We start from the raw sequence: 22,313 nt of genomic DNA, 5'->3' as shown, positions 1-22,313 counted from the left end.
GATACGCCCCTCCGGGGCTACTCGACCAGCATGAGCGCGACGCGACCCGCTCCACGGAACGCACCACGCAGGCGAGCCGACCGCGCTGAGCCGCACAGGGGGCGGCTCAGGACAAGCACCGCGCTTGCCGACGGCGAGCGCCTTCGCCTACGCTGGCCCGTGGCTTTGTGAACGGTCACATGGCCCTCAGCGAGGAGTGCAATGGACCAGCGACGGCCCCCCGCCGAGGCGATCACGAGCGGCGCGACCGCCCTCGGGATCGAGCTCGGCTCCACCCGCATCAAGGCCTGCCTCGTCGACGCGGCCGACCCGTCCGTGGTCCTCGCCGTCGGCAGCCACGAGTGGGAGAACCAGCTCGTCGACCGCCGCTGGACCTACTCCCTCGACGCCGTGCACGAGGGGCTCCAGGCCGCCTACGCCGACCTCGTCGCCGACGCCGAGAAGCGCCACGGCGCGCGCCTCACCACGGTCGGCGCGCTCGGCGTCTCCGCGATGATGCACGGCTACCTCGCCTTCGACGCGGCCGGCGAGCTCCTCGTCCCGTTCCGCACCTGGCGCAACACCAGCACCGGCCCCGCGTCGGCCGAGCTGACCGAGCTGTTCGGCGCGAACATCCCGCTGCGCTGGTCGCTCGCGCACCTGCACCAGGCGGTCCTCGACTCCGAGCCGCACGTCGAGCGGATCGACTTCCTCACCACCCTCGCGGGCTACGTGCACTGGCGCCTCACCGGCGAGAAGGTCCTCGGAGTCGGCGACGCCTCCGGCATGGTCCCCACCGACCCGGCGACCCGCGACTACGACGAGACCATGCTCGAGCGCTACGACGCCCGCGTCGCCGGCACCCTGCCGCCGCTCCGCGAGCTGCTGCCCGCCGTGCTCCCCGCGGGCGCCGCCGCCGGCGAGCTCACCGCCGAGGGCGCGCTCCTGCTCGACCCCACCGGCGCGCTCCAGGCCGGCGCTCCGTTCTGCCCGCCCGAGGGCGACGCCGGCACCGGCATGGTCGCCACCAACTCCGTCGCCCCGCGCACCGGCAACGTCAGCGCCGGCACCAGCATCTTCGCGATGGTCGTCCTGGAGCGCCCGCTCGAGAGCGTGCACCACGAGCTCGACCTGGTCGCGACTCCGGCCGGCGATCTCGTCGCGATGGTGCACTGCAACAACGGCGCGAGCGAGCTCGCCGGCTGGGTCGGCCTGTTCTCGCGGTTCGCCGCGGCCTCGGGTGGACCCTCCGACAGCGACGCCGTCTACGGCACCCTCTTCGCGGAGGCGCTCGCCGGCGAGGCCGATGCGGGCGGGCTGCTCGCCTACAACCACCTCGCGGGCGAGCCGATCGCCGGGCTCGTCGAGGGCCGGCCGCTCGTGGTCCGCACCCCCGACTCCCGCCTCACCCTCGGCAACTTCATGCGCGCGCAGCTCTACGGCGTGTTCGGCACGCTCGCGCTCGGCATGCGCGTGCTGGCCGGCGAGGGCGTCGTGATCGACGAGATGTTCGCGCACGGCGGCATGTTCCGCACGGCCGGAGTCGCCCAGCGCTTCCTCGCCGGAGCGCTCGACGCCCCCGTCTCGGTCGCCGCGACCGCCTCCGAGGGCGGCCCCTGGGGCATGGCCGTGCTCGCCGCGTTCCGCCTCCAGGAGGGGACCACCCTCGACTCCTACCTGACCGAGCAGGTCTTCGGCGACGCCGGCTTCGAGACGGTGGCGCCCGACAGCGCCGACGTCGCCGGCTTCACCGCCTACCTCGAGCGCTACCGCGCCGGCCTCGCCGTCGAGCAGACGGCCGTCGACACCCTCACCACGCAAGGAGACACCGCATGACCGACAGCAAGACCGCTGCGCCCGCCGGCACTGCGCCCGCCGGATTCGGCCCCGAGGTCGAGGCGGCGATCGCCCGCGTCCGCGAGGACGTCGCCCGCCTGCACGCCGAGCTCGTCCGCTACGGCCTGGTCATCTGGACCGGCGGCAACATCTCCGGCCGCGTACCCGGCGCCGACCTCTTCGTGATCAAGCCGAGCGGCGTCTCCTACGACGACCTCGCGCCCGAGAACATGATCCTCTGCGACCTCGACGGCGCCGTCGTCCCGGGCAGCCTCGGCAGCGAGCGCAGCCCCTCCAGCGACACCGCCGCGCACGCCTACGTCTACCGCGAGATGCCCGAGGTCGGCGGCCAGGTGCACACGCACTCCACCTACGCCACCGCCTGGGCCGCCCGCGCCGAGGCGATCCCGTGCGTGATCACGGCGATGGCGGACGAGTTCGGCGGCGAGATCCCGCTCGGCCCGTTCGCGATCATCGGCGACGACTCGATCGGCCGCGGCGTCGTCTCGACGCTCACCGGCCACCGCTCGCGCGCCGTCCTGATGCAGAACCACGGCGTCTTCACCATCGGCAAGGACGCGAAGGACGCCGTCAAGGCCGCGGTGATGACCGAGGACGTCGCCCGCACCGTGCACATCGCGCGCCAGGGCGGCGAGCTCGTCCCCATCCCGCAGGAGTCGATCGACGCCCTGTTCGACCGCTACCAGAACGTCTACGGACAGAACCCCACCGGAGCACTCGCATGACCCGCAGCATCATTCCGAACCTCGCGACCCGCACCGTCTGGTTCCTCACCGGCAGCCAGGACCTCTACGGCGAGGACACCCTCCGCCAGGTCGCCGAGCAGTCGCAGGCCGTCGTCGCGCAGCTGAACGAGTCCAGCGACATCCCCGTCACCATCGAGTGGAAGCCGGTGCTGAAGAGCTCCGACGCGATCCGCCGCACGATGATCGACGCGAACTCCGAGGACTCCGTCGTGGGCGTCATCACCTGGATGCACACCTTCAGCCCCTCGAAGATGTGGATCCACGGCTTCGACGCGCTGGCCAAGCCGCTGCTGCACTTCCACACCCAGGCGAACGTGGCCCTGCCGTGGCAGGACATCGACTTCGACTTCATGAACCTCAACCAGGCCGCGCACGGCGACCGCGAGCACGGCTACATCCTCAGCCGGATGAGCGTGCCGCGGAAGACGGTCGTCGGTCACGCCAGCGACGCCCGCGTCACCGAGTCGATCGGCATCTGGTCGCGCGCCGCGGCCGGCTGGTCGGCCTCGCAGGGCATGAAGGTCGCCCGCTTCGGCGACAACATGCGCAACGTCGCCGTCACCGAGGGCGACAAGACCGAGGCCGAGATCCGCCTCGGCGTGAGCGTCAACACCTGGGGCGTCAACGAGCTCGTCGAGCGCGTGGACGCCGCGACGGACGCCGACATCGACGCGCTGGTCGCGGAGTACGTGGAGAGCTACGACGTGGTGCCCGAGCTGCTCCCCGGCGGCGAGCGCCACGAGTCGCTCCGCTACGGCGCGGCGATCGAGATCGGCCTGCGCTCCTTCCTGGAGGAGGGCGGCTTCGAGGCGTTCACCGACAGCTTCGAGGACCTCGGCGGACTGCGCCAGCTGCCCGGCCTCGCCGTGCAGCGCCTGATGGCCGACGGCTACGGCTTCGGCGGCGAGGGCGACTGGAAGACCGCCGTCCTCATCCGCATCGCCGCGGTGATGGGCGCCGGCCTGCCTGGCGGCACCAGCCTGATGGAGGACTACACCTACGACATGACGCCCGGCGAGGAGCTCATCCTCGGCGCGCACATGCTCGAGGTGTCCCCGTCGCTGTCGTCGCAGCGCGCCACGCTCGAGATCCACCCGCTGGGCATCGGCGGCCGCGAGGACCCGGTGCGCCTGGTCTTCACCGCCGACGCCGGTGACGCGGTCGTCGTCGCGCTGAGCGACGTGCGCGAGCGCTTCCGCCTGGTCGCGAACAAGGTCACCACCGTGGTCCCGCCGCAGTCGCTGCCGCACCTGCCGGTCGGCCGCGCCGTCTGGCAGCCGGCCCCGGACTTCGGCACCAGCGCCTCCGCCTGGATCACCGCCGGCGCCGCGCACCACACCGTGATGACCACGCAGATCGGCCTGGAGGCGTGGGAGGACTTCGCCCGCATCGCCGGCGTCGAGCTCCTCGTCATCGACGAGTCGACCACCCTGCGCGGCTTCGAGGCCGACATCCGCTCGAACGCGGCGTACTACCGCCTGGCGCAGGGGCTGTAGGGACGACTGCACGACCGACGGCCGGCTCCCCGCGGGGGGCCGGCCGTTCGTGCGTCTGCGGGATCGCCTGATCAGCAGAGGCACCCTTGCATGCTGGTCGAGTAGCCGTGGAGCGGCGTATCGAGACACCGCGTGGTCAGCGCGGCGGGACTGCGGACCGACGTCTCGACGACGGTGGATCTCGATACGCCCGCTCCGCGGGCTACTCGATCAGCAAGGAGTGGGCCCGCTGTGGGGGCCGCTCGACCAGCGAGGAGCGCTCAAGCGCTGCAGAACATCAGCTGAGAAGGGGTGGCCTCCGCTGTCAGGCGATGCCCCCTGCTCTCAGCTGATGTTGTGCGCACCCCCATGCCGGTCGAGCAGCCGCGGAGCGGCGTCTCGAGACCCGACGTCGCCCGCACTGCGGGACTGCGGACCGCGGTCAGAGGCCGTCGCCGTCGAACCAGTCGTGCTGCCAGCGCCAGTCGATCGGGTCGCCGGCGCGCTGGTAGCGGATGTCGGTGGAGAGGCGGAGGCGGCGGTCGGGGGCGACGTTGTCGAGCGAGGCGTGGACGATGAACGGGGAGTGGATCAGGACGTCGCCGGCCCGCATGTCGGCGGCGAGCCAGCGGGCGTCGTACTCGTCGGCGAGGGCCGGGAGGTCGGCCGTCAGCGAGCGCGGGCGGCCGAGGAGGCCGGTGCGCTCGAGCTCCTCGACGCGGAGGTGCGAGCCCTCCAGGTAGACGAGGGGCCCGTTCTCGATCGGCGTGTCCCCGATCGGGATCCACAGCGAGAGCAGGTTCCGGGTGCCCTCGCGCAGGTAGACGAGGTCGTAGTGCGCCTGCGTCGCCGTGCCGATGCCCTTCTGGCCGGGGCGCACCTGGCGGAGGATCTTCCGCCGGTGCAGGTGGATCTCGTCGTCGAGCAGCGTCCGCATCATCGCGAGGATCGCCGGCTGGCGGCAGAACGCGGCGTACTCCGGGCTCGGCACGAGGGAGGAGAAGAGGATCTCCCGGAAGCGGGCGGCATCGATGTCCGCGCCGTCATCGACGCCCGCGTCCACCGCGTCCTCGCCGGCGAACAGCCCGGACGGCGCGAGGGACGCGCAGTAGTGGCGGCGGAAGTCGAGCACCGTCTCGCGGTCGAGCAGCCCCCGGACCAGCAGGTAGCCGTCGCGGCGGAGGCGGCGCCAGAGCGCGTCCCGGTCGGCGAGCTCCTCCTGCGGGACCTCGTCGAGCGGGCCCCAGCGCTCCGGCGTCGTGCTCAGTGCGTAGCCGTTGGACGTCGGCATCGACGGCCTCCCTGCGATCGGATCGTGCGGACCGTCCGCACTTCTGTCACCATCGTGACGCCCGCCGATCCCGGTCACCAGGGACCGATGCCACCTGGAGGAGGACTTTTGGACACGGCACCGAGCGCTCGCTACCGGACCCCCGACACGTCGACGGGGCTCGGGCTGTACGTCTTCGGGGCAGGGCGGCGCGCGGGGGTCTCCTCCCCCGTCCGGCAGCGGGTGCTGTCGGAGAGCGCGGTGGTCCTGATCGAGGAGGGCCGGGGCGAGTTCCGGGCGGGAGACGAGACGAGCGCCGTCGAGGCGGGCGACGCGCTGTGGGTGCCGGCGGGAGTCGAGCACTCCTACCGGTCGGCGGCGAGCGGCTGGACGGAGCACTGGGTGCTGCTCGCCGGCACCGCGCTAGAGCATCTCGTGGCCGAGGGCCTGCTGCCGCGCGGCGCCGGAGTGCTGCACGTGCGCGGGGGCGACGCCTCGCGCCTGTTCGCCGCGGTCCTGGAGGCGCTCGAGGACACCGGTGCCGCCTCCGTCGCGCGGAGCAGCGCCCGGGCCCTGCTGCTCCTGCTGCGGCTGTCGGAGTCGCGGGAGCGGAGCCGCTTCGACCGCCGGATCGAGCGGATCGCGCTCTCCGGTGCGGGCGTCGAAGACGCGGCGCGAGAGCTCGGGCTCTCGCTGCGCGGGCTGCGCGCCCGGACGGAGGAGCGCACCGGCGTCTCGCCGATCGAGCTGTTCCTGCGGATCCGCGTCGACGAGGCGAAGGCGCTGCTCTCGGAGGGTGACCTGCCGGTGTCGGCCGTCGCCCGGGCGGTCGGCTACGAGGACCCGGGGTACTTCACCCGCGTGTTCCGGGCGCGCGTGGGGGTCACGCCGAGCGAGTTCCGGCGGCGGCACCGGCGCTGACGGGGCGGCGGGGGAGGCGTGCGCAACGGGACTGCGGTGCCGCAGTGTCTGCGACGGTGGATCTCGATACGCCCGCTGCGCGGGCTACTCGATCAGCAGGGAGGGTCGCTCGATCGGCGAACAACGGGCCGCTGCGCACATCGTGCTGGTCGAGTAGCCCGCAGGGCGTATCGAGACCCACCGTCATCGAGAGGGCGGGTCTGCGGGCCCCGCGTCTGGGCGACGGTGGATCTCGATACGCCCGCTGCGCGGGCTACTCGATCAGCAGGGAGGGCCGCTCGATCGCGCCGCTCAGCGGGAGGTGGAGAAGGCCGCGTCGAAGGCGTCGGCCGGAGGCGTGATGGCGTTGAGCTTGCGGACGAAGGCGAGGGCCTCGGGGGCGCCGTCGAGGCGGTCCATGCCGGCGTCCTCCCACTCGACGCTGGTCGGGCCGGTGTAGCCGATCGCGTTGAGGGCGCGGAAGACGGGCTCCCACGGGACGGCGCCGTGGCCGGTCGAGACGAAGGTCCAGCCGCGGCGCGGGTTGGCCCAGGGCAGGTGCGAGCCGAGGACGCCGTTGCGGCCGTCGAGGTGGGCGATCGACTCCTTCACGTGCACGTGCAGGATGTGCTCCGCGAAGTCGAGGAGGAACGCGACGCTGTCGAGCTGCTGCCAGACGAAGTGCGACGGGTCGAAGTTGAAGCCGAACGCCGGGTGGTGCCCGATCGCCTCGAGGGTGCGCTTGGCGGTCCAGTAGTCGTAGGCGATCTCGCCCGGGTGCACCTCCAGGCCGTAGCGCACGCCGACCTCCTCGAAGACGTCGAGGATCGGGGTGAAGCGGTCGGCGAAGTCCTGGTAGCCGGCGGCGATCCACTCGTCGGAGGCCGGCGGGAACATCGCCACGCCCTTCCAGATCGACGAGCCGGAGAAGCCGTTGACCTGCTTCACGCCGAGCGCGGCGGCGAAGCGGGCGGTGTCCTTGAGGTCCTGCGCGGCGCGCCGGCGGACGCCCTCGGGGTCGCCGTCGCCCCAGACGCGGTCGCTGAGGATGTCGCGGTGGCGCGCATCGATCGGGTCGTCGCAGACCGCCTGGCCGGTGAGGTGGTTCGAGATCGCGAAGACCTGCAGGCCGTTCTTCGCCAGGATGTCCTTCCGGCTCTGCACGTACTCCGCGTCGTCCCAGCGCGCCACGTCGATGTGGTCGCCCCAGCAGGCGATCTCGAGGCCGTCGTAGCCCCACTCGCCAGCGAGACGGGCCACCTCCTCGAACGGGAGGTCTGCCCACTGGCCGGTGAAGAGGGTGATCGGTCGCGTCATCGCGGAGTCCTTACTCTCGACTCCCGTGCGCCGTCGCACCGGGAGAGGTAATTTGAAGTTCCAGGCAACATATCAGGCGCTCCCAGGAGCCCGAAAGGAACCGATCATCTCCTCGATCGACAGCGCATCGTCGCGCACCGACCTCCTCGTCACCGCCACCGCCGCTCCGACCTGGGAGGAGGGGCTGATCGTCGGCAGCGGCCGCGTCGGCGCCGTCGTCCACGGGCCGGCCGACGCGCTGACCGTGTCTCTGGCGCACGAGCGGTACTTCCTGCCCGTCAACGCGCGACCCGCCGCGCCCGATCTCGCGGGGGTCCGCGACGAGCTGCGCAGTGCGCTGCTCGCCGGCGACGCGGACGCGGCGAGCGAGGCGCTGACCCGCGGCGCGCGCTCCAGCGGCTACGACGGCGGGCTGATCTGGACCGATCCGCTCGGCCTCTGCGCGACCCTCTCGATCCGCACGGCCGGCGGAGTCGCCTCGAGCCGCCGGCTGATCGATCCGCTGCTCGGCGAGGTCGCGGTCGAGTGGACCGACCTCGACGGCGGGCGGCACGCGGTGCGCCTGCTCGCCCCGCACGGCGGCGAGAGCGTGCGGCTGTGCGTGGAGTCGGACCGCGACGGGGAGAGCACGATCGAGCTCGGGCTGGGCGCGGGCGACGCCACCTCGTTCGACACGGGGGTTCCGGACGCGTCGGCGGTCGTCGAGGCGAGCGTCGAGGGCGGGGCGTCGGGGCGGCTCATCGCCCTCGCCGGGACCGGCAGCGCGGAGACCGGGGGCGAGCGGGTCCGCGCGGTCGTCACCGCCGACACCGGGGCGCCGTGGGAAGTGGACGGAGCCGTCACCCGGTCCGTCTCGGCCGGCGCGGCGCGGCTCCTCCGCCTCGACCTCTCGCTCTCGGACGAGGAGCCCGTGGCGGACGACCTGTCGTGGACCGACCTGCGCGCGGCCCAGCGCGACGGCCACGGCCGGCTCGTCGGCGCCTCCGCGCTCGATCTGGACGGCTCCTCCTCCGCGGCCCTCACCGAGGAGCTCTGGGACGAGGCCCGCGCCGGCGACGCGGGCGCACGCCGCCGCGTCGTGGAGCTGGCCTACCTCAGCGGCCGGGCGAACATCGTCGCCTCGACCGGCGAGCTGCCGCCGACACTGCAGGGCGTCTGGCAGGGGACCTGGCGGCCGGCCTGGTCGGCCGACTACACGCTCAACGGCAACGTGCAGAACGGCGCGATGACCGGGATGATCCCGACCGGCACGCCCGAGCTGGCGCTGTCGATCCTGGAGCTGGTGCTGCCGCACCTCGACGACTACCGCGAGAACGCGCGCCTGGTCTACGGCGCCGAGGGGATGCTGCTGCCGTCGCGGATGTCGACGCACGGCCGCGCGGACCACTTCGCGGCGAGCTACCCGCACCTGTTCTGGACCGGCTGCGGCGGCTGGGTGCTGCGCCTCGCCGCCGACGCGGTCGCCGCGACCGGCGACCGCTCCGTCGTCGACGACCGGCTGTGGGAGCTGGCGGAGGGCGTGCTGCGCTTCGCCGAGACCGGGACGACGGTGGTGGACGGCGTGCGTCGGATCGTCCCCTCCTACTCCCCCGAGAACACGCCCGGCGGGGCGCGCTCGCCGCTGGCGGTCGACGCGACGATCGACGTCGCGGTGCTGCGCGACGCCGCCCGGGCGACCGCGCTGCTCGGGCGGGCCCGCGGCGACGACTCGCTCGACGAGCGCTGGGCGCGCGTGGTCGCCGAGCTGCCGGAGTACCGCGTGGCGGAGGACGGCACGCTCGCGGAGTGGATCGACCCGCGGTTCGCCGAGGAGATCGCGCACCGGCACGCCTCGCAGCTGTACCCGCTCTGGTACGCGGGCGACGCGGCGTTCGAGGGGGACGGCGCCTCCGCGGTGCGGCTCCGGGCGGCCGCGGCGGCGACGGTGGCCGCGAAGATCGCCTGGCGGGCCGAGGCGCCGACCGCTCCCCCGGGGCGGATGGAGATGGCGTTCGGGCTGGTGCAGGTGGGGGTCGCTGCGGCGGCGCTCGGCGATGCGGAGGCGGCGCTGACCTGTGCGGAGTGGCTGGCGGTCGAGCACTGGTCGCCGACGCTGACGACCCGGCACGACGCGGGGCGGATCTTCAACCTCGACGCGAGCGGCGGGCTGCCGGGACTGGTCGCGGCGATGCTGCTCGGCTCGGCGGACGATGCGCTCACGGTGCTGCCGGCACTGCCCGCGGCCTGGGCGCGCGGCTCGGTGACGGGGCTGCGGGCGCGCGGCGGGCTCGTGGTCGACCGGCTGGAGTGGGAGCCGGGACAGGCATCGCTGTGGGTGCGGCGGCTGCCGGGCGCGGAGTGGCTGGCACCGGCGCGCGGGACGCGGCTGCGGACGCTCCGCGACGCGGTGCTGCGGATCGACGGGCACGAGGTGTCGGGTGGGCTGCCGATCGGCGCCGTGCCGGTGCGGGTGGACGTGGAGTGGCGGGGGTGAGGGCGGAAGCGAGCCGGACAGGACCGAGGCGGACGGCGGCCTACCCCATTCCGGAGTGATCGCCGAGGTCCGGACGTCACCACTTAAGGGTGAACGACGTCACCTCTTAAGGTGAATGGTCGCGCCGCGCGGGCGGAATCTAGCCTGACCGCAGAGAGTCCGCATCAGCGCACTCCAGGGCAAAGGAGGCTGCACCCGTGGCAGACGACGACCGTTCCACCGTTCCCGGCACTGTTCTCACGGGAGTCGGTGTCGTACTCGTGCTCATCGCTCTCGTCTGGGTCTCGATCATCGGGTACTACCCCCAGCAGCTCCCCGTCATCCTGGTGATCGGTGCTGCCGGCGTCGGAGCGGCGCTCTACGGCCGGCGACTGCTCGAGACCGCCAAGCGCGAGAACGCCCTTCGGAGCATCGCACGCCGCGATTCGGGCCAGGTCTGAGATGGCCGGCATCGACGACAAGATCACGGCACTCGAATTCACCAGGGACAGCTCGAAGACTCGAGACCAGGTGCGGCTGATCCTGGACGACGCGGCACGGGTCGTCCAGGGCGAGAAGCTCGTCCTGACCGACGTCTCCGACTCGGTGGTCTCGGGCGTCGCCCGCAACTTCGTCCGCGTCCAGCACGCGCAGTTCCGCTTCACGCTGACTCCGGGTGCCGACGGCGGCACACGAGTGGGTCTTCGGATCCCCGACTATCTGCGGGTCCGGGAGACGATGCTCGCCTTCATCCCCGTCTCGCCGTGGACGGCACCGGCGTACAAGACGCTGCGGGAACTCAGCGGATACGTCTCGTCGCGCCTCTGATGGTCGCGCCCCTGATGGTCGCGCCCTTGATGAAAGGGACAGCCGCCCGCCCCGCTCTCGCTCTGCGCCGGGCCGGAGCCCTGACGCTCGCGATCCTCCTGATCGGCGGGCTGACCGCGTGCGCACCGCAGCGCTCCGCCGAGGCCTTCTGCTCGACGATGCAGAAGCACAAGGACCGCTATCTCGAGGCGACGAGCGCGGCGCAGGAGCAGGGGGCGATCCTCGGCCTGCTCGGCACGGCGTCGGCCGTCGGCGACCTCTCGAACATGTGGAAGGAGCTCGCCGAGGTCGCCCCGGACGAGATCCGGACGGACGCCGAGACCGTGCGCGACGCCTGGGCCGAGCAGCAGGAGAACGCGGGTGCCCTGGACTGGGTCGCGTCGCTGTCGACGGCGCTCTTCTCCTCCGCGTCGATGTCCCGCGTCGACGCCTACGTGCGGGAGAACTGCGACGGGCTGCCGGCGGAGGCCGCCGCCGCAGGGGTCGCTACCGCGGCTCCGCAGACGACGGCGGCGTCTCCCACGACCGCCGCGACCGCGGCGAGCGCCGGCATCCAGCAGGTCGGCTCGGGGTTCACCTTCCTCGGGCCCTTCCTCGTCCGCGACGGCTACGACTCCAGCGCCGGCGCCGCCGTGCGGGGCGCGATGGTCGCGTACGTCCCCCAGCGGGGCGCCGTCACCGTCGACGCGGAGGATCTGCTGCCCGCCGAGGAGGTCCTCGAGCAGAGCTGGACGTTCGCCGGCGAGGCGGCGCCGTACGCCGTCGGTCTCGTCGAAGTGCGCAAGCCCGCCTCGGGACTGGACCCGGAGCAGTTCGACACCGCGCTCGTCACGGTCGATGTGACAGCGCCCGGCCTCACCGTCGAGCGCAGGGAGTCCGTCTCCCTCTCCGGCTGCCGGGGGATGAGCGGCCTCCTCCTCGGCTCGTCCGCGGACGCCGTCGCGGTTCAGGTCGCCGTCGCCGCGGACGCGCAGTCCTGCTCCGCGCCGACCTCGGTCGCGACGGTCGGGTTCGATCCGAGCACGGGCGCCGAGCTGTGGCGCGCGACGGGCGACAGCTCCGCTCGCGGCTTCGGGGGCGTCGTGCTCCGGACAGCGACGGACGTCGACGAGCCGCACTGCGCGATCTACGACGCCTACGACATCGCCACCGGGTCGAAGCGCTGGAGCCTCGACACCCACTCCGTCGCGCGGCCGTCGTCCGTGTGCGGCAGCGTGACGGTCCGAGCGGAGGCCGGATCGCTCGCCGGTGGCTTGGACAGCTCCCTGTTCCGGGTCACCGTCGATTCTCAGGACGGCCTGGACACTGCCTACTCGATCGCGACCGGCGCCCCGGTGGTCCGACCGGATCCGCTCGTCGCCGTCGACGCGCTCGGAGGCTCCGCGCTCAGCGAGAGCAGCAGCGCATCGGGACTCGGGACGGCGGGGATCGCCGTCACCGATCTGACGACGGGCGCCGTCCTGTACTCGATCGATCCGGACCGGGTCGCCGATCTCGACGCGCGAGCGAGGGGCCTTCTGGACGGGATCCTCTACGTGGAGACCAGTGACCAGGACCTGGCGATCGATGTCGCCACGGGGACCGTCGTCGATGAAGCCGCCGCGGTCCGGCCGCTCGGCGCGAACGAGAAGTGGGTGTACTTCGACGACGGCGCGCTGGTGCCGCGGTCGTCCGCGACCGGCTACGCGGTCGTCCGCGGGCGGACGACCGCACCGTCCGCGACCCCGACCGGCTAGGCGACCGGCAGGCGCGCTCGCGTCGAAATGTGACGGCGTGCCGGGCGGAGTGTCGGAGGCGCGAATTACCCTCGCGGGAGGGGGACACCGCCGATCGACGACGAGGGACGCAGGAATGACCGACAGCACCGCCACCACCGCCACCATCCGCCAGCAGGTCGACGAGTTCTCCGTCGGCTTCAACGAGACCATCGGGCCGGACCTCGCCACCGTCTTCGCGGACGAGCAGAACGACCTGGTCGACGGCGGCCCGCCCGCCGGTGCCGTGAGCGCCGGCAGCACCCTGGCCGACGCGACGGTGCGGACCGTCGACGACGAGGAGGTGCCGCTGGCCGACGTGCTCGGTGACGGCGCCGCCGTACTCGTCTTCTACCGGGGCGCCTGGTGCCCGTTCTGCAACATCACGCTCAAGCACTACAACGAGACGCTCGCCCCCGCGCTGGCCGAGCGCGGCGTCGCCCTGGTCGCGGTCAGCCCGCAGACCCCGGACGGATCGCGCGCCGCGGTCGTCAACGGCGACCTCGGCTTCACCGTCGTCTCCGACCCGGGCAACGGGCTCGCCGGCGCCCTCGGCATCGTCACCGCGCCGAGCGGAGCCGCCCAGGAGGCGCACACCGCGCTCGGCTTCGCGGTGAAGGACAGCAACGCCGACGACACCCCGGCGATCCCGTTCCCGACCGTCCTCGTCGTGGACGCGGGCCGCGTGGTCCGCTTCGCCGACGTGCACGTCGACTACACCACGCGCACCGAGACCGACGAGATCCTCCGCGCGGTCGACGCGCTGTAGGGCCGCCGGGACCGAGCACCTCCGGCTCGCGGGATCGCCCCCGGCACGCCGAAACGGGCGGATCCGGCGAGCCGGACGTGGAACCACGAGCCGGAGGTCCGCCGAAGCTCGGCTGGGGTGAGCTCCGGCACGCGGAACACGCCTGGGCACGCCGAAACGAGCGGATCCAGCGAGCCGGACTCGGAACCGCGAGCCGGAAGTCCGCCGAAGGTCGGCCGGAGAGAACTCCGGCACGCGGAACACGCCTCGGCACGCCGAAACGGGCGAATCCAGCGAGCCGGACTCGGAACCGCGAGCCGAAAGTCGGCCGGAGCGACCTCCGGCACGCGGAACACGCCTCGGCACGCCGAAACAGGCGAATCCAGCGAGCCGGACTCGGAATCGCGAGCCGAAAGTCTGCCGGGGCGACCTCCGGCACGCGGAACACGCCTCGGCACGCCGAAACAGGCGAATCGAGCGAGACGGACTCGGAATCGCGAGCCGGAGATCCGCCGAAGGTCCGCCCGAGCGACCTCCGGAACGCGGAACACGCCTCGGCACGCCGAAACAGGCGAATCCAGCGAGACGGACTCGCAACCGCAAGCCGAAGATCCGCCGAAGGTCTCCCGGAGCGACCTCCGGCACGCGGAATGCGCCTCGGCACGCCGAAACAGGCGAATTCGAGCGAGACGGACTCGGAACCGCGAGCCGGAGATCCGCCGAAAGTCTGCCGGAGCGAACTCCGGCACGCGGAACACGCCTCGGCACGCCGAAACGAGCGGATCCAGCGAGCCGGACTCGGAACCGCGAGCCGGAGGTCCGCCGAAAGTCTGCCGGGGCGACCTCCGGCGCGCGGAACACGCCTCGGCACGCCGAAACGGGCGGATCCAGCGAGCCGGACTCGGAACCGCGAGCCGAAAGTCTGCCGGAGCGACCTCCGGCGCGCGGAACACGCCTCGGCACGCCGAAACGGGCGGATCCAGCGAGCCGGACTCGGAACCGCGAGCCGAAGGTTTGCTGGGGCGACCTCCGGCTCGCGGAATACGCCTGGGCACGCGGGAACGAGCGGATTCAGCGAGCCGGACGCGGTTCCGCGAGCCGGAGGTGCAGCCGGAGGTGCAGCCGGAGGTGCAGCCGGACGCCCGGCAGGAGGCCGCCCGCAGGACGCCGCCCGCCGACCGCCGCCCGCGGTCAGGCGTCCGGCCGCCCGTAGCGGTCGTAGATGCGGTTGCGGGCCGCCAGCTCCGCGGCGGGCAGGCGCTGCGCGTCGGCGATCTCGTAGACGCCGAAGGTGTCGCGCAGGCGCGAGGACGGGTCGACCTCGACGAAGGTGCACCAGGGCAGCCAGTGGTAGTGGCTGCGCAGCATCTGGCTCGCGAAGTCGCCGCTCTCGTGGCCGAGGCCGGGCATCGCGTAGCCGATGCTGCCATCGACGTCGGTCGACTGCCGGGTGTTGCGCTGCAGGAACTCGGCGACGTCGCGGTAGTGGTCGTCGCCGGTGATCAGGAACAGCCGGTAGTAGCTGTACGAGCAGGCCGCCAGGTACACATCGGCCCCGCCGCCGAGGGTGATGATGCTCTGGCCGCTGATCGAGTACCGGTTGAAGGGGTGCCGCGGCCAGGGCGTGCGCACCGGGAAGGACCAGGCGTAGGTCCAGGTCTCGGTGTAGTCGGCGGCGCGGACGGCGCCCTCCAGCCAGCGGTGCCCCTCGGTCAGGTCGTAGAGCGCGAGGAAGCCGAACAGGCCGTAGATGCCAGCCTCCTTGTCCTGGATGTCCGCGTTGTCGCAGGTGCCGCCGCGGTACTCGAGGGTGCGGTGGATGTTCGCGAACGACCACTCGCCGGCGCGCACGGCGGCCGCGCGGTAGCGGGGCTCCCCCGTCACCAGGTGCAGCTGGACGAGGAAGCGGATCACGCTGGGGGTGTTCGAGCGCGAGTCCATCCGCACCGAGCCGTCGGCGTTGTAGGCGCGGTGGAAGCTGCCGTCGGCGTCCTGCACCTCGAGCAGCCAGTCGGCCGTCCGCCGGCAGAACTCGAGCCAGACCGGCCGCTCGTCGCCGAGGCCGCGCAGCTGCAGGTAGGCGTCGAGGATCGCCTCCACGCCGTCGGCGAGCATCCGGAGGTAGTGCGGGTACGGCTCGAAGCCGCCGAGGGCGGGGTTGAAGCACATCCGCGGCGGGCCGGACTCGGGCAGCGCCGTCCGCGCCCAGAAGTCGACGATGCCGACGCCCTGCTCGAACGCCTCGGGCACGCCCTCGCGGTCGCCGTAGCGCAGCAGCTGGTAGCCGATGCCGGGCTGCTGGCCGACGAAGCCGAACTGGAACGAGACGCTCGAGACGTCCAGGTCCGGCAGCTGGCAGGCGAACGGCAGGCCCCAGGCGTCGCCGTAGCGGCGGGTGAGGCGCTGCAGGATCGCCATGCCGTGATGGAAGTGCCGCTCGTTGTCGACCTCGAACAGGTCGTCGCGGAGGCGCGCGTAGGCGCTGCGCCAGGTGGCGCGCATCATCGTCGCGAAGTCGTCGTGGCGGCCGAGGTCGACGGCCACGGCGTAGCGCTGGCGGAAGCCGACCTCGACCGGGTGGTTGACCCGCTGGAGGGCTTTCGGCGCCGCGTCGTAGTCGAGCCCGGAGTAGGGGTTGTCGACCGGGCGCTCACCGTCGGCGCCGGGGTAGACGTAGTCGATCGAGAGGCCGGCCGGCTCCTCGTCGAGCGGCGTCCGCACGCCGAAGCCGTAGTAGAGGTAGTTCAGGGTGGTGCCCTGCGGGCGGCTCAGGCCGATCGAGCCGACGGTGCACTCCGGGTCGGTGAAGTTCTCCGAGCGGACCACGTCCAGGCGCGGCAGGGTGACGTCGGCCGCCCAGCGCGAGAGCGCCACGGTCTCGCCGGTGGCGAGGCTCTGCGCGGCGAACAGCGGCAGCGCGTAGTGGGTCTCGGTGCGCCAGAAGTACTCGCTGCCGGGGTCGCGGCCCATCGCGTCGGCCGGGCCGAAGGCGTTGTCGCGGTACCAGGCGCCGGGCGCGAAGCACTCGTAGTCGCGCAGGTCGTCGGAGCCGGCCAGCCCGAGCGAGATCGCGGTGGAGAAGCCGAGGTCGCCGCCGGCCGCGAGCACCTCGACCTCGCGGTGCACGGAGAAGCCCGCGCCGGCGACGCGCCAGACGTCGGTGACGGCGAAGGACGAGCCCGAGCGCACGGTGATCGTGCCGGTGGCGGTGAGCGCCCCGTCCGCCACCGCGACGTCGTCGTAGGGCGCGCCGGAGTACTCGCTGATCGCGGTGACGGTCTTGACCGTGACGCGCAGCGGGCGGTCGTTGGCGTACAGGACGTGCTCGCCCGCGAGCACCTCGAGGCCGCCCGCGCGGGCGCGCAGGGTGTAGTCGCTGGAGCGGAGTTCCACGGGGGTTCCTTCCTGGAGGGTCATGTCAGTGCTTCTCATCGGCGGGGCTCGTGGACTCGGCGGACCTCGCGTCCTCCGCCGGCCGCGGCTCGTCCTCGAGCCGCCGCGCCCCCGGGTCGAAGCGCCGCGAGCCCGGCCGGAACAGCAGCGCCACCCCGCCCACGACGAGCGCCGCGACGAGCAGGAGGATCGCGAACGGGATCAGCGAGATCTCCGCCCACGCGCCCATCACCGGCATCACCAGTCCGGCGGCCGTGAAGCTGACCGTGCCGAGGATCGCGGTGACGCTGCCCGCCTCGCTCGACGGGCCCTGCAGCGAGAGGTACTGCACCGGCGCGAAGCCGAGCGAGCGCCCGGCGAGCGCGAAGGTCAGCGCGCCGACGACGACGAGCAGCGGCTGCGTGCCGGTGAGGGCGAGCACCGCGACCACGACGGCGCCGAGGCCCGTGACGATCGCCGAGGCGAACATGGCGAAGCGCGGCCCGAACCGCGGCACGATCACCCGACCCGTCGTCTGCCCGACCGCGATCGTGACCAGCGAGGTCGCCAGGAACAGCAGCCCGTAGAGGTCCGGCCCGACCGCGTAGACGTTCGTGTAGAGGAAGGGCGCGGTGGCCAGGTAGGCGAAGCCGACCGACCAGCCGGCGGCCGAGGCGGCGGCGAGCGCCAGCACCCGTGGCCGCCTCAGCATCCCGAACGAGTTGCGCAGCGACGGGCCGAGCCCGCCCTGATGCCGGCGCTCGCGGGGCAGCGTCTCGGGCAGCACCAGCAGCGCGATCGCGGTGGCGAGCGCACCCCACGCGGCGACCGCGAGGAAGGAGCCGCGCCAGTCGATCACCTTGGTCAGCTGCGCGCCGACGGAGGGCACCAGGATCGGGAAGACCGAGACGATCACGGCGAGGTTCGCGAGCATCGTCACGAGCTTCTTGCCGCTGTAGAGATCGCGGACGATCGCGGTGACGACCACTCCGGCCGCGGTGCAGGCCGCGCCCTGGACGAAGCGGGCCGAGAGCAGCACCGCGGTGTCCGAGGTCATCGCCGCGACGAGGCTCGCCGCGATGTGCAGGGCCGCCGAGACGCCGAGCGGCCACTTGCGGCCGACCGCGTCGCTCAGCGGACCGGAGACGAGCTGGCCGGCCGCGAAGCCGAAGGTCGCGCCGGTGACGACCAGCTGGGCGGTGGCGACCGAGACGCCCAGGTCGTCCTGCAGCGTCGGCAGGAAGGGCAGCACCAGGTCGATGGTGAGCGGCCCGAAGCCGACGAGCATCGCGAAGATCGGCAGCAGCAGCCGGCCACGGGGCATCACGGCGGTGGTGGAGGCGGCGGCGGTCATGGGCGCGGAGCGCAGGTCACGGAGGGGGTCCTGTCCATCAGCTCCCGGCCGAGACCGGGAAGTACAGCGAGAAGGGTTCGTCGACGACCTCGTGCAGGGGCCGGAAGCGGATCGAGGACGGCTGGCCGACGGTCCGGTAGCCGCGGAGCCACTGGGTCCACTGCCGCTCGTTGTCGGGGGCGAGCAGCGCGGGGGCGTCCTCGAGGCGGCCGCGGAGGCTCACCTCGCGGTCGACGAGGCCGGCCAGCACGACCGGCCCCTCGACGAACGCGACGGTGCCGGGCTCGTCCGGGATCGGCACGGCGCGGATCTCGGTGCCGAAGGCGAGGTCGACGCCGGTGCGGCCGCCGGGGTGCGCCAGCAGCAGCGCGCCGTCGAGGCGCTCGACCCGCGCGGTGTCGCCCGCGACACCCGGCTCGCCGACGGTCCACTCCGGCACCCGGATCCGCACCTGCAGCGCGACCCCCTCCGCCGATTCCACCTCGATGCGGATCCGCGAGGCGGAGGGCCGGTGCGCATCGCCCGCCTCCCCCGCGTTCGCGTCCGGCCCGACGTAGCCGGCGTTGTCGAGCACCTCGACCCGCACGGCCGCCTCGCCCGCCGCCGTCGCCATGCGGACGCTCGCGTCGACGTGCTGCGCGATCGTCAGCTCGGCGTCGCCGCCGCGGTAGAAGACGAGCCCGGAGTGCCGGGTGTGCGCCTGCACCAGCGTGCCGTGGCAGCACCAGAAGTCCTCGGTCGGGCTGCCCCAGTCCTTGCGGGCGCCGCCCTCGAGCGGCAGGAAGTAGGCGACCATCCCGGTCCGCGGGTTCTGCTGGGCGAGCAGGCCGTTCCAGAGGTTCCGCTCGATGTAGTCGGCGTAGGCGAGCTCTCCGGTCCAGCGCAGCAGCACGTCGGCGAGCCGGATCATGTTGTAGACCGTGCAGTGCTCCTGCGTCTTCTCGCCGCGGCGGGCCGCGAACGCGAAGGGCGGCGTCCAGATCTCGCCGGAGGTCTGACCTCCCGTGCAGAAGGTGCCGCGGCGGGTGACGGCCTGCTCCCAGTAGGCCTCGACGATCCGGCGCCAGCGCTCGTCGCCCGTGACCTCGTAGGCGCGGGCGGCGCCGAGCACCTCGGGGATCGTGGTGTTGGCGTGCTTGTTCGTGAGCATGTCGCGGCCCTCGAGCAGGCCGTCGAAGAGGGAGCGGCGGTCGTAGCGGCCGAGCAGCTCGGTGTAGACGGGGTCGCCGGTGATCGCGAGCAGGTCGGCCCAGACCTCGAGCATGCCGCCGGTCTCGACCTCGAGGATCTCCTGGAACGCGGCGTCGTCGAAGCCGCGGACCCACTCCAGCAGCGGGGTCGTCGCCGCCCGCGCCAGCAGCAGCGCCCGCTCGTCGCCGAGGTCGAGGTGCAGGTCGACCAGGCCCATCAGCAGCTTGTGCATCGCGTACTGCGGCGCCCAGATCGGGCGTCCGGTCGCCAGGCGGTCGAGGTAGCCGCGCGGGATCGCCCAGATCCAGCCGCCGCCGTTCTCCTCCTGGCACTGCTCGAGACCGTCGAGCACGGAGTCGAGCCGCGCGCGCAGCAGGGCGTCGCCGGTGACCGCGACCTCGCGCGCCGCGGCCGAGAGCCAGTGGCCGAGGAAGTGCCCGCGCAGCTGCGAGCCGGGCGTCTCCCAGCCCCAGTGCCGGTCGAGGCCGCGGGCCTCGCGCGACTCCTCGGACGGGTGCAGGTGCCAGCCCTGGTCGCCGATCCCGGCCTCGATGCGGAAGTTCTGCAGCAGCCCCTCGTCGCTCAGCGAGAGGAGGTAGTCGCGGTTGAGCCGCCGCCGGGCGTCGAGCACGCCGCGCTCCAGGCGGGACTCGTGCGGGGCCGGGTGGGTCAGCGGCATGGAGGCTCCTCGTCGTCGAGTGGGTGGATCGCGGTGGTGGATGGATCGGTCGCGGGTGGATCGGTCGCGGATGGAGGGATCGCGGATCGACCGCGGTCGAGATCGATCTCTGACTGTACTCCGCTCAGGATCGACGGTAGGAATGTCCTCATGCAATCCCCGAGAGTGATCCATCTCGTCGCCGATGACGTGTCCGTCCTCCTCACTCAGTCGGGGGGTGATCTGCCGGTGCTGCTGCACTGGGGTCCGCGGATCGACGCGAGCGACGACGACCTCGCCGGTTTCGCAAGAACTCCCGAGAGGACGGGGATGGCGGGCGGTTCGGACGTGCCCTACGAGCCCGGGATCCTGCCCGAGCACACCTTCGGCTGGGCCGGTCTGCCCGGTCTCCGAGTGCACCGCGAGGGCGCCGGCTGGTCGCCGCGGCTCACCGTCGACGCCGTCTCGGTGGACGGCGAGGCCCTCGCGGCGGGCGCCGTCGTGCAGCCCGGCAGCGCCGCGGTGACGGTCGAGGCGCACGACGCGCAGGCCGGAATCGAGGTGGTTCTGGAGATCGTTCTCTCACCCGCCGGACTGCTCAGGACCCGCGTCGCCGTCCGCAACGACGGCGACGGGCACCTCGACGTGATCGGCGTCGACCCCGCCCTGCGGATCCCCACCGAGGCCCGCGAGATCCTGGACTTCGCCGGCCGCTGGGGCACCGAGAAGATCCCGCAGCGCCACCCCGTCGTCACCGGCAGCCACTCGCGCTCCTCGCGGCGCGGCCGCACGGGTCTGGACGCGACGACGGTCGTCGCGATCGGCACCCCCGGCTTCGACGCCGCCGACGGCCGGGTCTGGCTCTGCCACGTCGGCATCGGCGGCAACCACGAGCACGCGGTGGAGCGCGGCGACGGCTGGCTCGCCTTCCGCGGCGGCGAGCTGCTCCTGCCCGGCGAGGTCCGCCTCGCGCGCGGCGAGAGCTACGACTCCCCCTGGATCTCCGGCAGCTTCGGCCACGGCCTCGACGCCGCCGCGGCCCGCTTCCACGCCTTCCTCCGCGAGCGCTCCCGCTCCTCGCTCCGCCCGCGCCCGGTCACCCTCAACGTCTGGGAGGCGGTCTACTTCGAGCAGGACTTCGCGACCCTCGCCGAGCTGGCCGACCGCGCCGCCACCCTCGGGGTCGAGCGCTACGTGCTCGACGACGGCTGGTTCCTCGGCCGCAGCGACGACCGCGCGGGCCTCGGCGACTGGACGCCCGACCCCGTCTCCTGGCCGGACGGCCTGCTCCCCCTGGCCGAGCACGTCCGGGGCCTGGGCATGGAGTTCGGCCTCTGGGTCGAGCCCGAGATGATCAACGAGGACTCCGACCTCGCCCGCGCGCACCCCGACTGGATCCTGCGCGCCCGCGAGGAGCTGCCGCCGCGGTTCCGCTTCCAGCAGGTGCTCGACCTGACGAATCCCGACGCGTTCGCGCACATCCTCGGCGTGCTCGACGGGCTGGTCGCCGACCTCGGCGTCGCGTACCTGAAGTGGGACCACAACCGCGATCTGATCGACGCCGGCCACCCCGCCACCGGCGCCGCCGCCGTGCACGAGCAGACCCTCGCGCTCTACCGGCTGATCGACGAGCTGCGCGCGCGGCATCCGGAGCTCGAGATCGAGAGCTGCGCCTCCGGCGGCGGCCGCGTCGACCTCGGGATCCTCGAGCGCACCGACCGGGTGCACACCTCCGACAACCAGGACCCGCTGGACCGCTCGCGGATGCTGCGCTGGACCGGGCTGCTCGTGCCGCCGGAGATGCTCGGCTCGCACGTGGCCTCGCCGGTCAACTCCGTCACCGGCCGCACCAGCGACCTGCACACCCGCTGCGCGATCGCGTTCCTCGGCCACTTCGGCCTCGAGTGGGACCTCCGCGAGCTGAGCGCCGAGGAGGAGCCGGTGCTGGCCGGCTGGATCGCGGCGTACCGCGAGCACCGCGGGCTGATCGCGACCGGCCGGGTCGTGGGGAGTGGCGACTCCGACCCGGACGCCCCCTCGCTGCGCGGCGTCGTCGCGACCGACGGCTCGGAGGCGCTCTACACGCTGGTCACGCCGGCGCTGACCGCGGACTCGCGCCGCCGCGTCCGCCTCCCCGGCCTCGACCCGGCGGCGCGCTACCGCGTCGAGGCCGCGCGCCCCGGCTCGCTCGGTCCGCCCTGGCAGAGCCCGCGCTGGCTGGAGTCGACCGTGCCGCTCGACTCCGACGCCCCGGCCCCCGCCTACTCGGGCAGCCTGCTGCGCGAGGCGGGGCTCGACCTGCCGACCTTCCACGCCGATCGCGCGATCGTCCTGCGGCTCGTCCGCGTCGACGCGTGAGCGCGGCCGCCGTGACCGCCACCGACTCGCCCGCCAGCACTGTTTCCGCCAGCA

At 73.1% G+C, this 22,313-nt stretch carries 15 protein-coding genes; 10 read left to right on the top strand and 5 right to left on the bottom strand.

The window, feature by feature from the left end:
* Positions 1 to 201: 201 nt before the first annotated feature.
* From GSU72_RS02655 to araA, 3 genes are read left to right on the top strand one after another with little or no spacing between them, the layout of a single operon-like run.
* Positions 202 to 1,815, top strand: coding sequence for an FGGY-family carbohydrate kinase (locus GSU72_RS02655; protein ID WP_159983498.1), 1,614 nt, complete (start codon positions 202 to 204; stop codon positions 1,813 to 1,815).
* On the top strand, positions 1,812 to 2,561 hold the full coding sequence (locus GSU72_RS02650; RefSeq protein WP_159983496.1) for an L-ribulose-5-phosphate 4-epimerase: 750 nt from the start codon (positions 1,812 to 1,814) through the stop codon (positions 2,559 to 2,561). The genes GSU72_RS02655 and GSU72_RS02650 overlap by 4 nt, the downstream gene beginning before the upstream one ends.
* Positions 2,558 to 4,078 carry an L-arabinose isomerase gene (gene araA / locus GSU72_RS02645; RefSeq protein WP_159983494.1) on the top strand — a complete coding sequence of 507 codons (1,521 nt, stop codon included), beginning with the start codon at positions 2,558 to 2,560 and terminating at the stop codon, positions 4,076 to 4,078. Before GSU72_RS02650 ends, araA begins: the two co-directional genes overlap by 4 nt.
* 421 nt (positions 4,079 to 4,499) lie before the next feature.
* Here the strand turns inward: araA and GSU72_RS02640 are convergent, their stop codons facing one another.
* On the bottom strand, positions 4,500 to 5,348 hold the full coding sequence (locus GSU72_RS02640; protein ID WP_159983492.1) for a phytanoyl-CoA dioxygenase family protein: 849 nt from the start codon (positions 5,346 to 5,348) through the stop codon (positions 4,500 to 4,502).
* Positions 5,349 to 5,456: 108 nt separating this feature from the next.
* On the opposite strand from GSU72_RS02640, the gene GSU72_RS02635 reads away from it, so the two are divergent.
* On the top strand, positions 5,457 to 6,248 hold the full coding sequence (locus tag GSU72_RS02635; RefSeq protein ID WP_159983490.1) for an AraC family transcriptional regulator: 792 nt from the start codon (positions 5,457 to 5,459) through the stop codon (positions 6,246 to 6,248).
* Between the two features lie 291 nt (positions 6,249 to 6,539).
* On the opposite strand, the gene GSU72_RS02630 is transcribed toward GSU72_RS02635, so the two are convergent.
* The gene (locus tag GSU72_RS02630; RefSeq protein WP_159983488.1) at positions 6,540 to 7,544 is read right to left on the bottom strand and encodes a sugar phosphate isomerase/epimerase family protein; all 1,005 of its coding nucleotides are present in this window, start codon (positions 7,542 to 7,544) and stop codon (positions 6,540 to 6,542) included.
* Positions 7,545 to 7,596: 52 nt separating this feature from the next.
* Between GSU72_RS02630 and GSU72_RS21795 the strand changes: the two genes are divergently transcribed.
* The 5 genes from GSU72_RS21795 to GSU72_RS02605 all read left to right on the top strand — a co-directional run bounded on the left by GSU72_RS21795 (position 7,597) and on the right by GSU72_RS02605 (position 13,347).
* The gene (locus tag GSU72_RS21795; protein ID WP_159983486.1) at positions 7,597 to 10,017 is read left to right on the top strand and encodes a glycoside hydrolase family 95-like protein; all 2,421 of its coding nucleotides are present in this window, start codon (positions 7,597 to 7,599) and stop codon (positions 10,015 to 10,017) included.
* Positions 10,018 to 10,214: 197 nt separating this feature from the next.
* Complete coding sequence (locus GSU72_RS02620) at positions 10,215 to 10,457, top strand: hypothetical protein (protein WP_159983484.1); 243 nt, start codon at positions 10,215 to 10,217, stop codon at positions 10,455 to 10,457.
* A gap of 1 nt (position 10,458) precedes the next feature.
* Positions 10,459 to 10,824 (top strand): hypothetical protein, encoded by a 366-nt coding sequence (locus tag GSU72_RS02615; protein ID WP_159983482.1) that lies wholly within the window; start codon positions 10,459 to 10,461, stop codon positions 10,822 to 10,824.
* A 26-nt stretch (positions 10,825 to 10,850) separates the two neighbouring features.
* On the top strand, positions 10,851 to 12,560 hold the full coding sequence (locus tag GSU72_RS02610; protein WP_208545134.1) for a hypothetical protein: 1,710 nt from the start codon (positions 10,851 to 10,853) through the stop codon (positions 12,558 to 12,560).
* Positions 12,561 to 12,675: 115 nt separating this feature from the next.
* The gene (locus GSU72_RS02605; protein ID WP_159983478.1) at positions 12,676 to 13,347 is read left to right on the top strand and encodes a peroxiredoxin-like family protein; all 672 of its coding nucleotides are present in this window, start codon (positions 12,676 to 12,678) and stop codon (positions 13,345 to 13,347) included.
* A gap of 1,170 nt (positions 13,348 to 14,517) precedes the next feature.
* Here the strand turns inward: GSU72_RS02605 and GSU72_RS02600 are convergent.
* Genes GSU72_RS02600 through GSU72_RS02590 form a run of 3 tightly spaced genes read right to left on the bottom strand, consistent with a single transcriptional unit; the run spans position 14,518 to position 19,922 of the window.
* Positions 14,518 to 16,743, bottom strand: coding sequence for a hypothetical protein (locus tag GSU72_RS02600; protein ID WP_208545133.1), 2,226 nt, complete (start codon positions 16,741 to 16,743; stop codon positions 14,518 to 14,520).
* A gap of 1 nt (position 16,744) precedes the next feature.
* Positions 16,745 to 18,052, bottom strand: a complete 1,308-nt coding sequence (locus tag GSU72_RS02595; protein WP_159983476.1) for a multidrug effflux MFS transporter — start codon at positions 18,050 to 18,052, stop codon at positions 16,745 to 16,747.
* Positions 18,053 to 18,089: 37 nt separating this feature from the next.
* Positions 18,090 to 19,922, bottom strand: a complete 1,833-nt coding sequence (locus GSU72_RS02590; protein WP_159983474.1) for a beta-L-arabinofuranosidase domain-containing protein — start codon at positions 19,920 to 19,922, stop codon at positions 18,090 to 18,092.
* A gap of 150 nt (positions 19,923 to 20,072) precedes the next feature.
* On the opposite strand from GSU72_RS02590, the gene GSU72_RS02585 reads away from it, so the two are divergent.
* Entirely contained in the window at positions 20,073 to 22,259 is a 2,187-nt protein-coding gene (locus tag GSU72_RS02585; RefSeq protein WP_159983472.1) for an alpha-galactosidase, read from the top strand.
* Positions 22,260 to 22,313: the final 54 nt, after the last annotated feature.

It is taken from the genome of Rathayibacter sp. VKM Ac-2760, assembly GCF_009834185.1.
Taxonomy (GTDB): domain Bacteria; phylum Actinomycetota; class Actinomycetes; order Actinomycetales; family Microbacteriaceae; genus Rathayibacter.
Note: the sequence above shows the minus strand (reverse complement) of the source record. Positions and strands in the feature narration are given on the sequence as shown.

What these genes read in the sequence shown, in the direction of transcription:
- GSU72_RS02655 (WP_159983498.1), top strand. Translation starts at nt 202, where the DNA reads ATGGACCAGCGACGGCCCCCCGCCGAGGCGATCACGAGCGGCGCGACC.
- GSU72_RS02650 (WP_159983496.1), top strand. Translation starts at nt 1,812, where the DNA reads ATGACCGACAGCAAGACCGCTGCGCCCGCCGGCACTGCGCCCGCCGGA.
- araA (WP_159983494.1), top strand. Translation starts at nt 2,558, where the DNA reads ATGACCCGCAGCATCATTCCGAACCTCGCGACCCGCACCGTCTGGTTC.
- GSU72_RS02640 (WP_159983492.1), bottom strand. Translation starts at nt 5,348, where the DNA reads ATGCCGACGTCCAACGGCTACGCACTGAGCACGACGCCGGAGCGCTGG.
- GSU72_RS02630 (WP_159983488.1), bottom strand. Translation starts at nt 7,544, where the DNA reads ATGACGCGACCGATCACCCTCTTCACCGGCCAGTGGGCAGACCTCCCG.
- GSU72_RS02615 (WP_159983482.1), top strand. Translation starts at nt 10,459, where the DNA reads ATGGCCGGCATCGACGACAAGATCACGGCACTCGAATTCACCAGGGAC.
- GSU72_RS02605 (WP_159983478.1), top strand. Translation starts at nt 12,676, where the DNA reads ATGACCGACAGCACCGCCACCACCGCCACCATCCGCCAGCAGGTCGAC.
- GSU72_RS02600 (WP_208545133.1), bottom strand. Translation starts at nt 16,743, where the DNA reads ATGACCCTCCAGGAAGGAACCCCCGTGGAACTCCGCTCCAGCGACTAC.
- GSU72_RS02595 (WP_159983476.1), bottom strand. Translation starts at nt 18,052, where the DNA reads ATGACCGCCGCCGCCTCCACCACCGCCGTGATGCCCCGTGGCCGGCTG.
- GSU72_RS02590 (WP_159983474.1), bottom strand. Translation starts at nt 19,922, where the DNA reads ATGCCGCTGACCCACCCGGCCCCGCACGAGTCCCGCCTGGAGCGCGGC.
- GSU72_RS02585 (WP_159983472.1), top strand. Translation starts at nt 20,073, where the DNA reads ATGCAATCCCCGAGAGTGATCCATCTCGTCGCCGATGACGTGTCCGTC.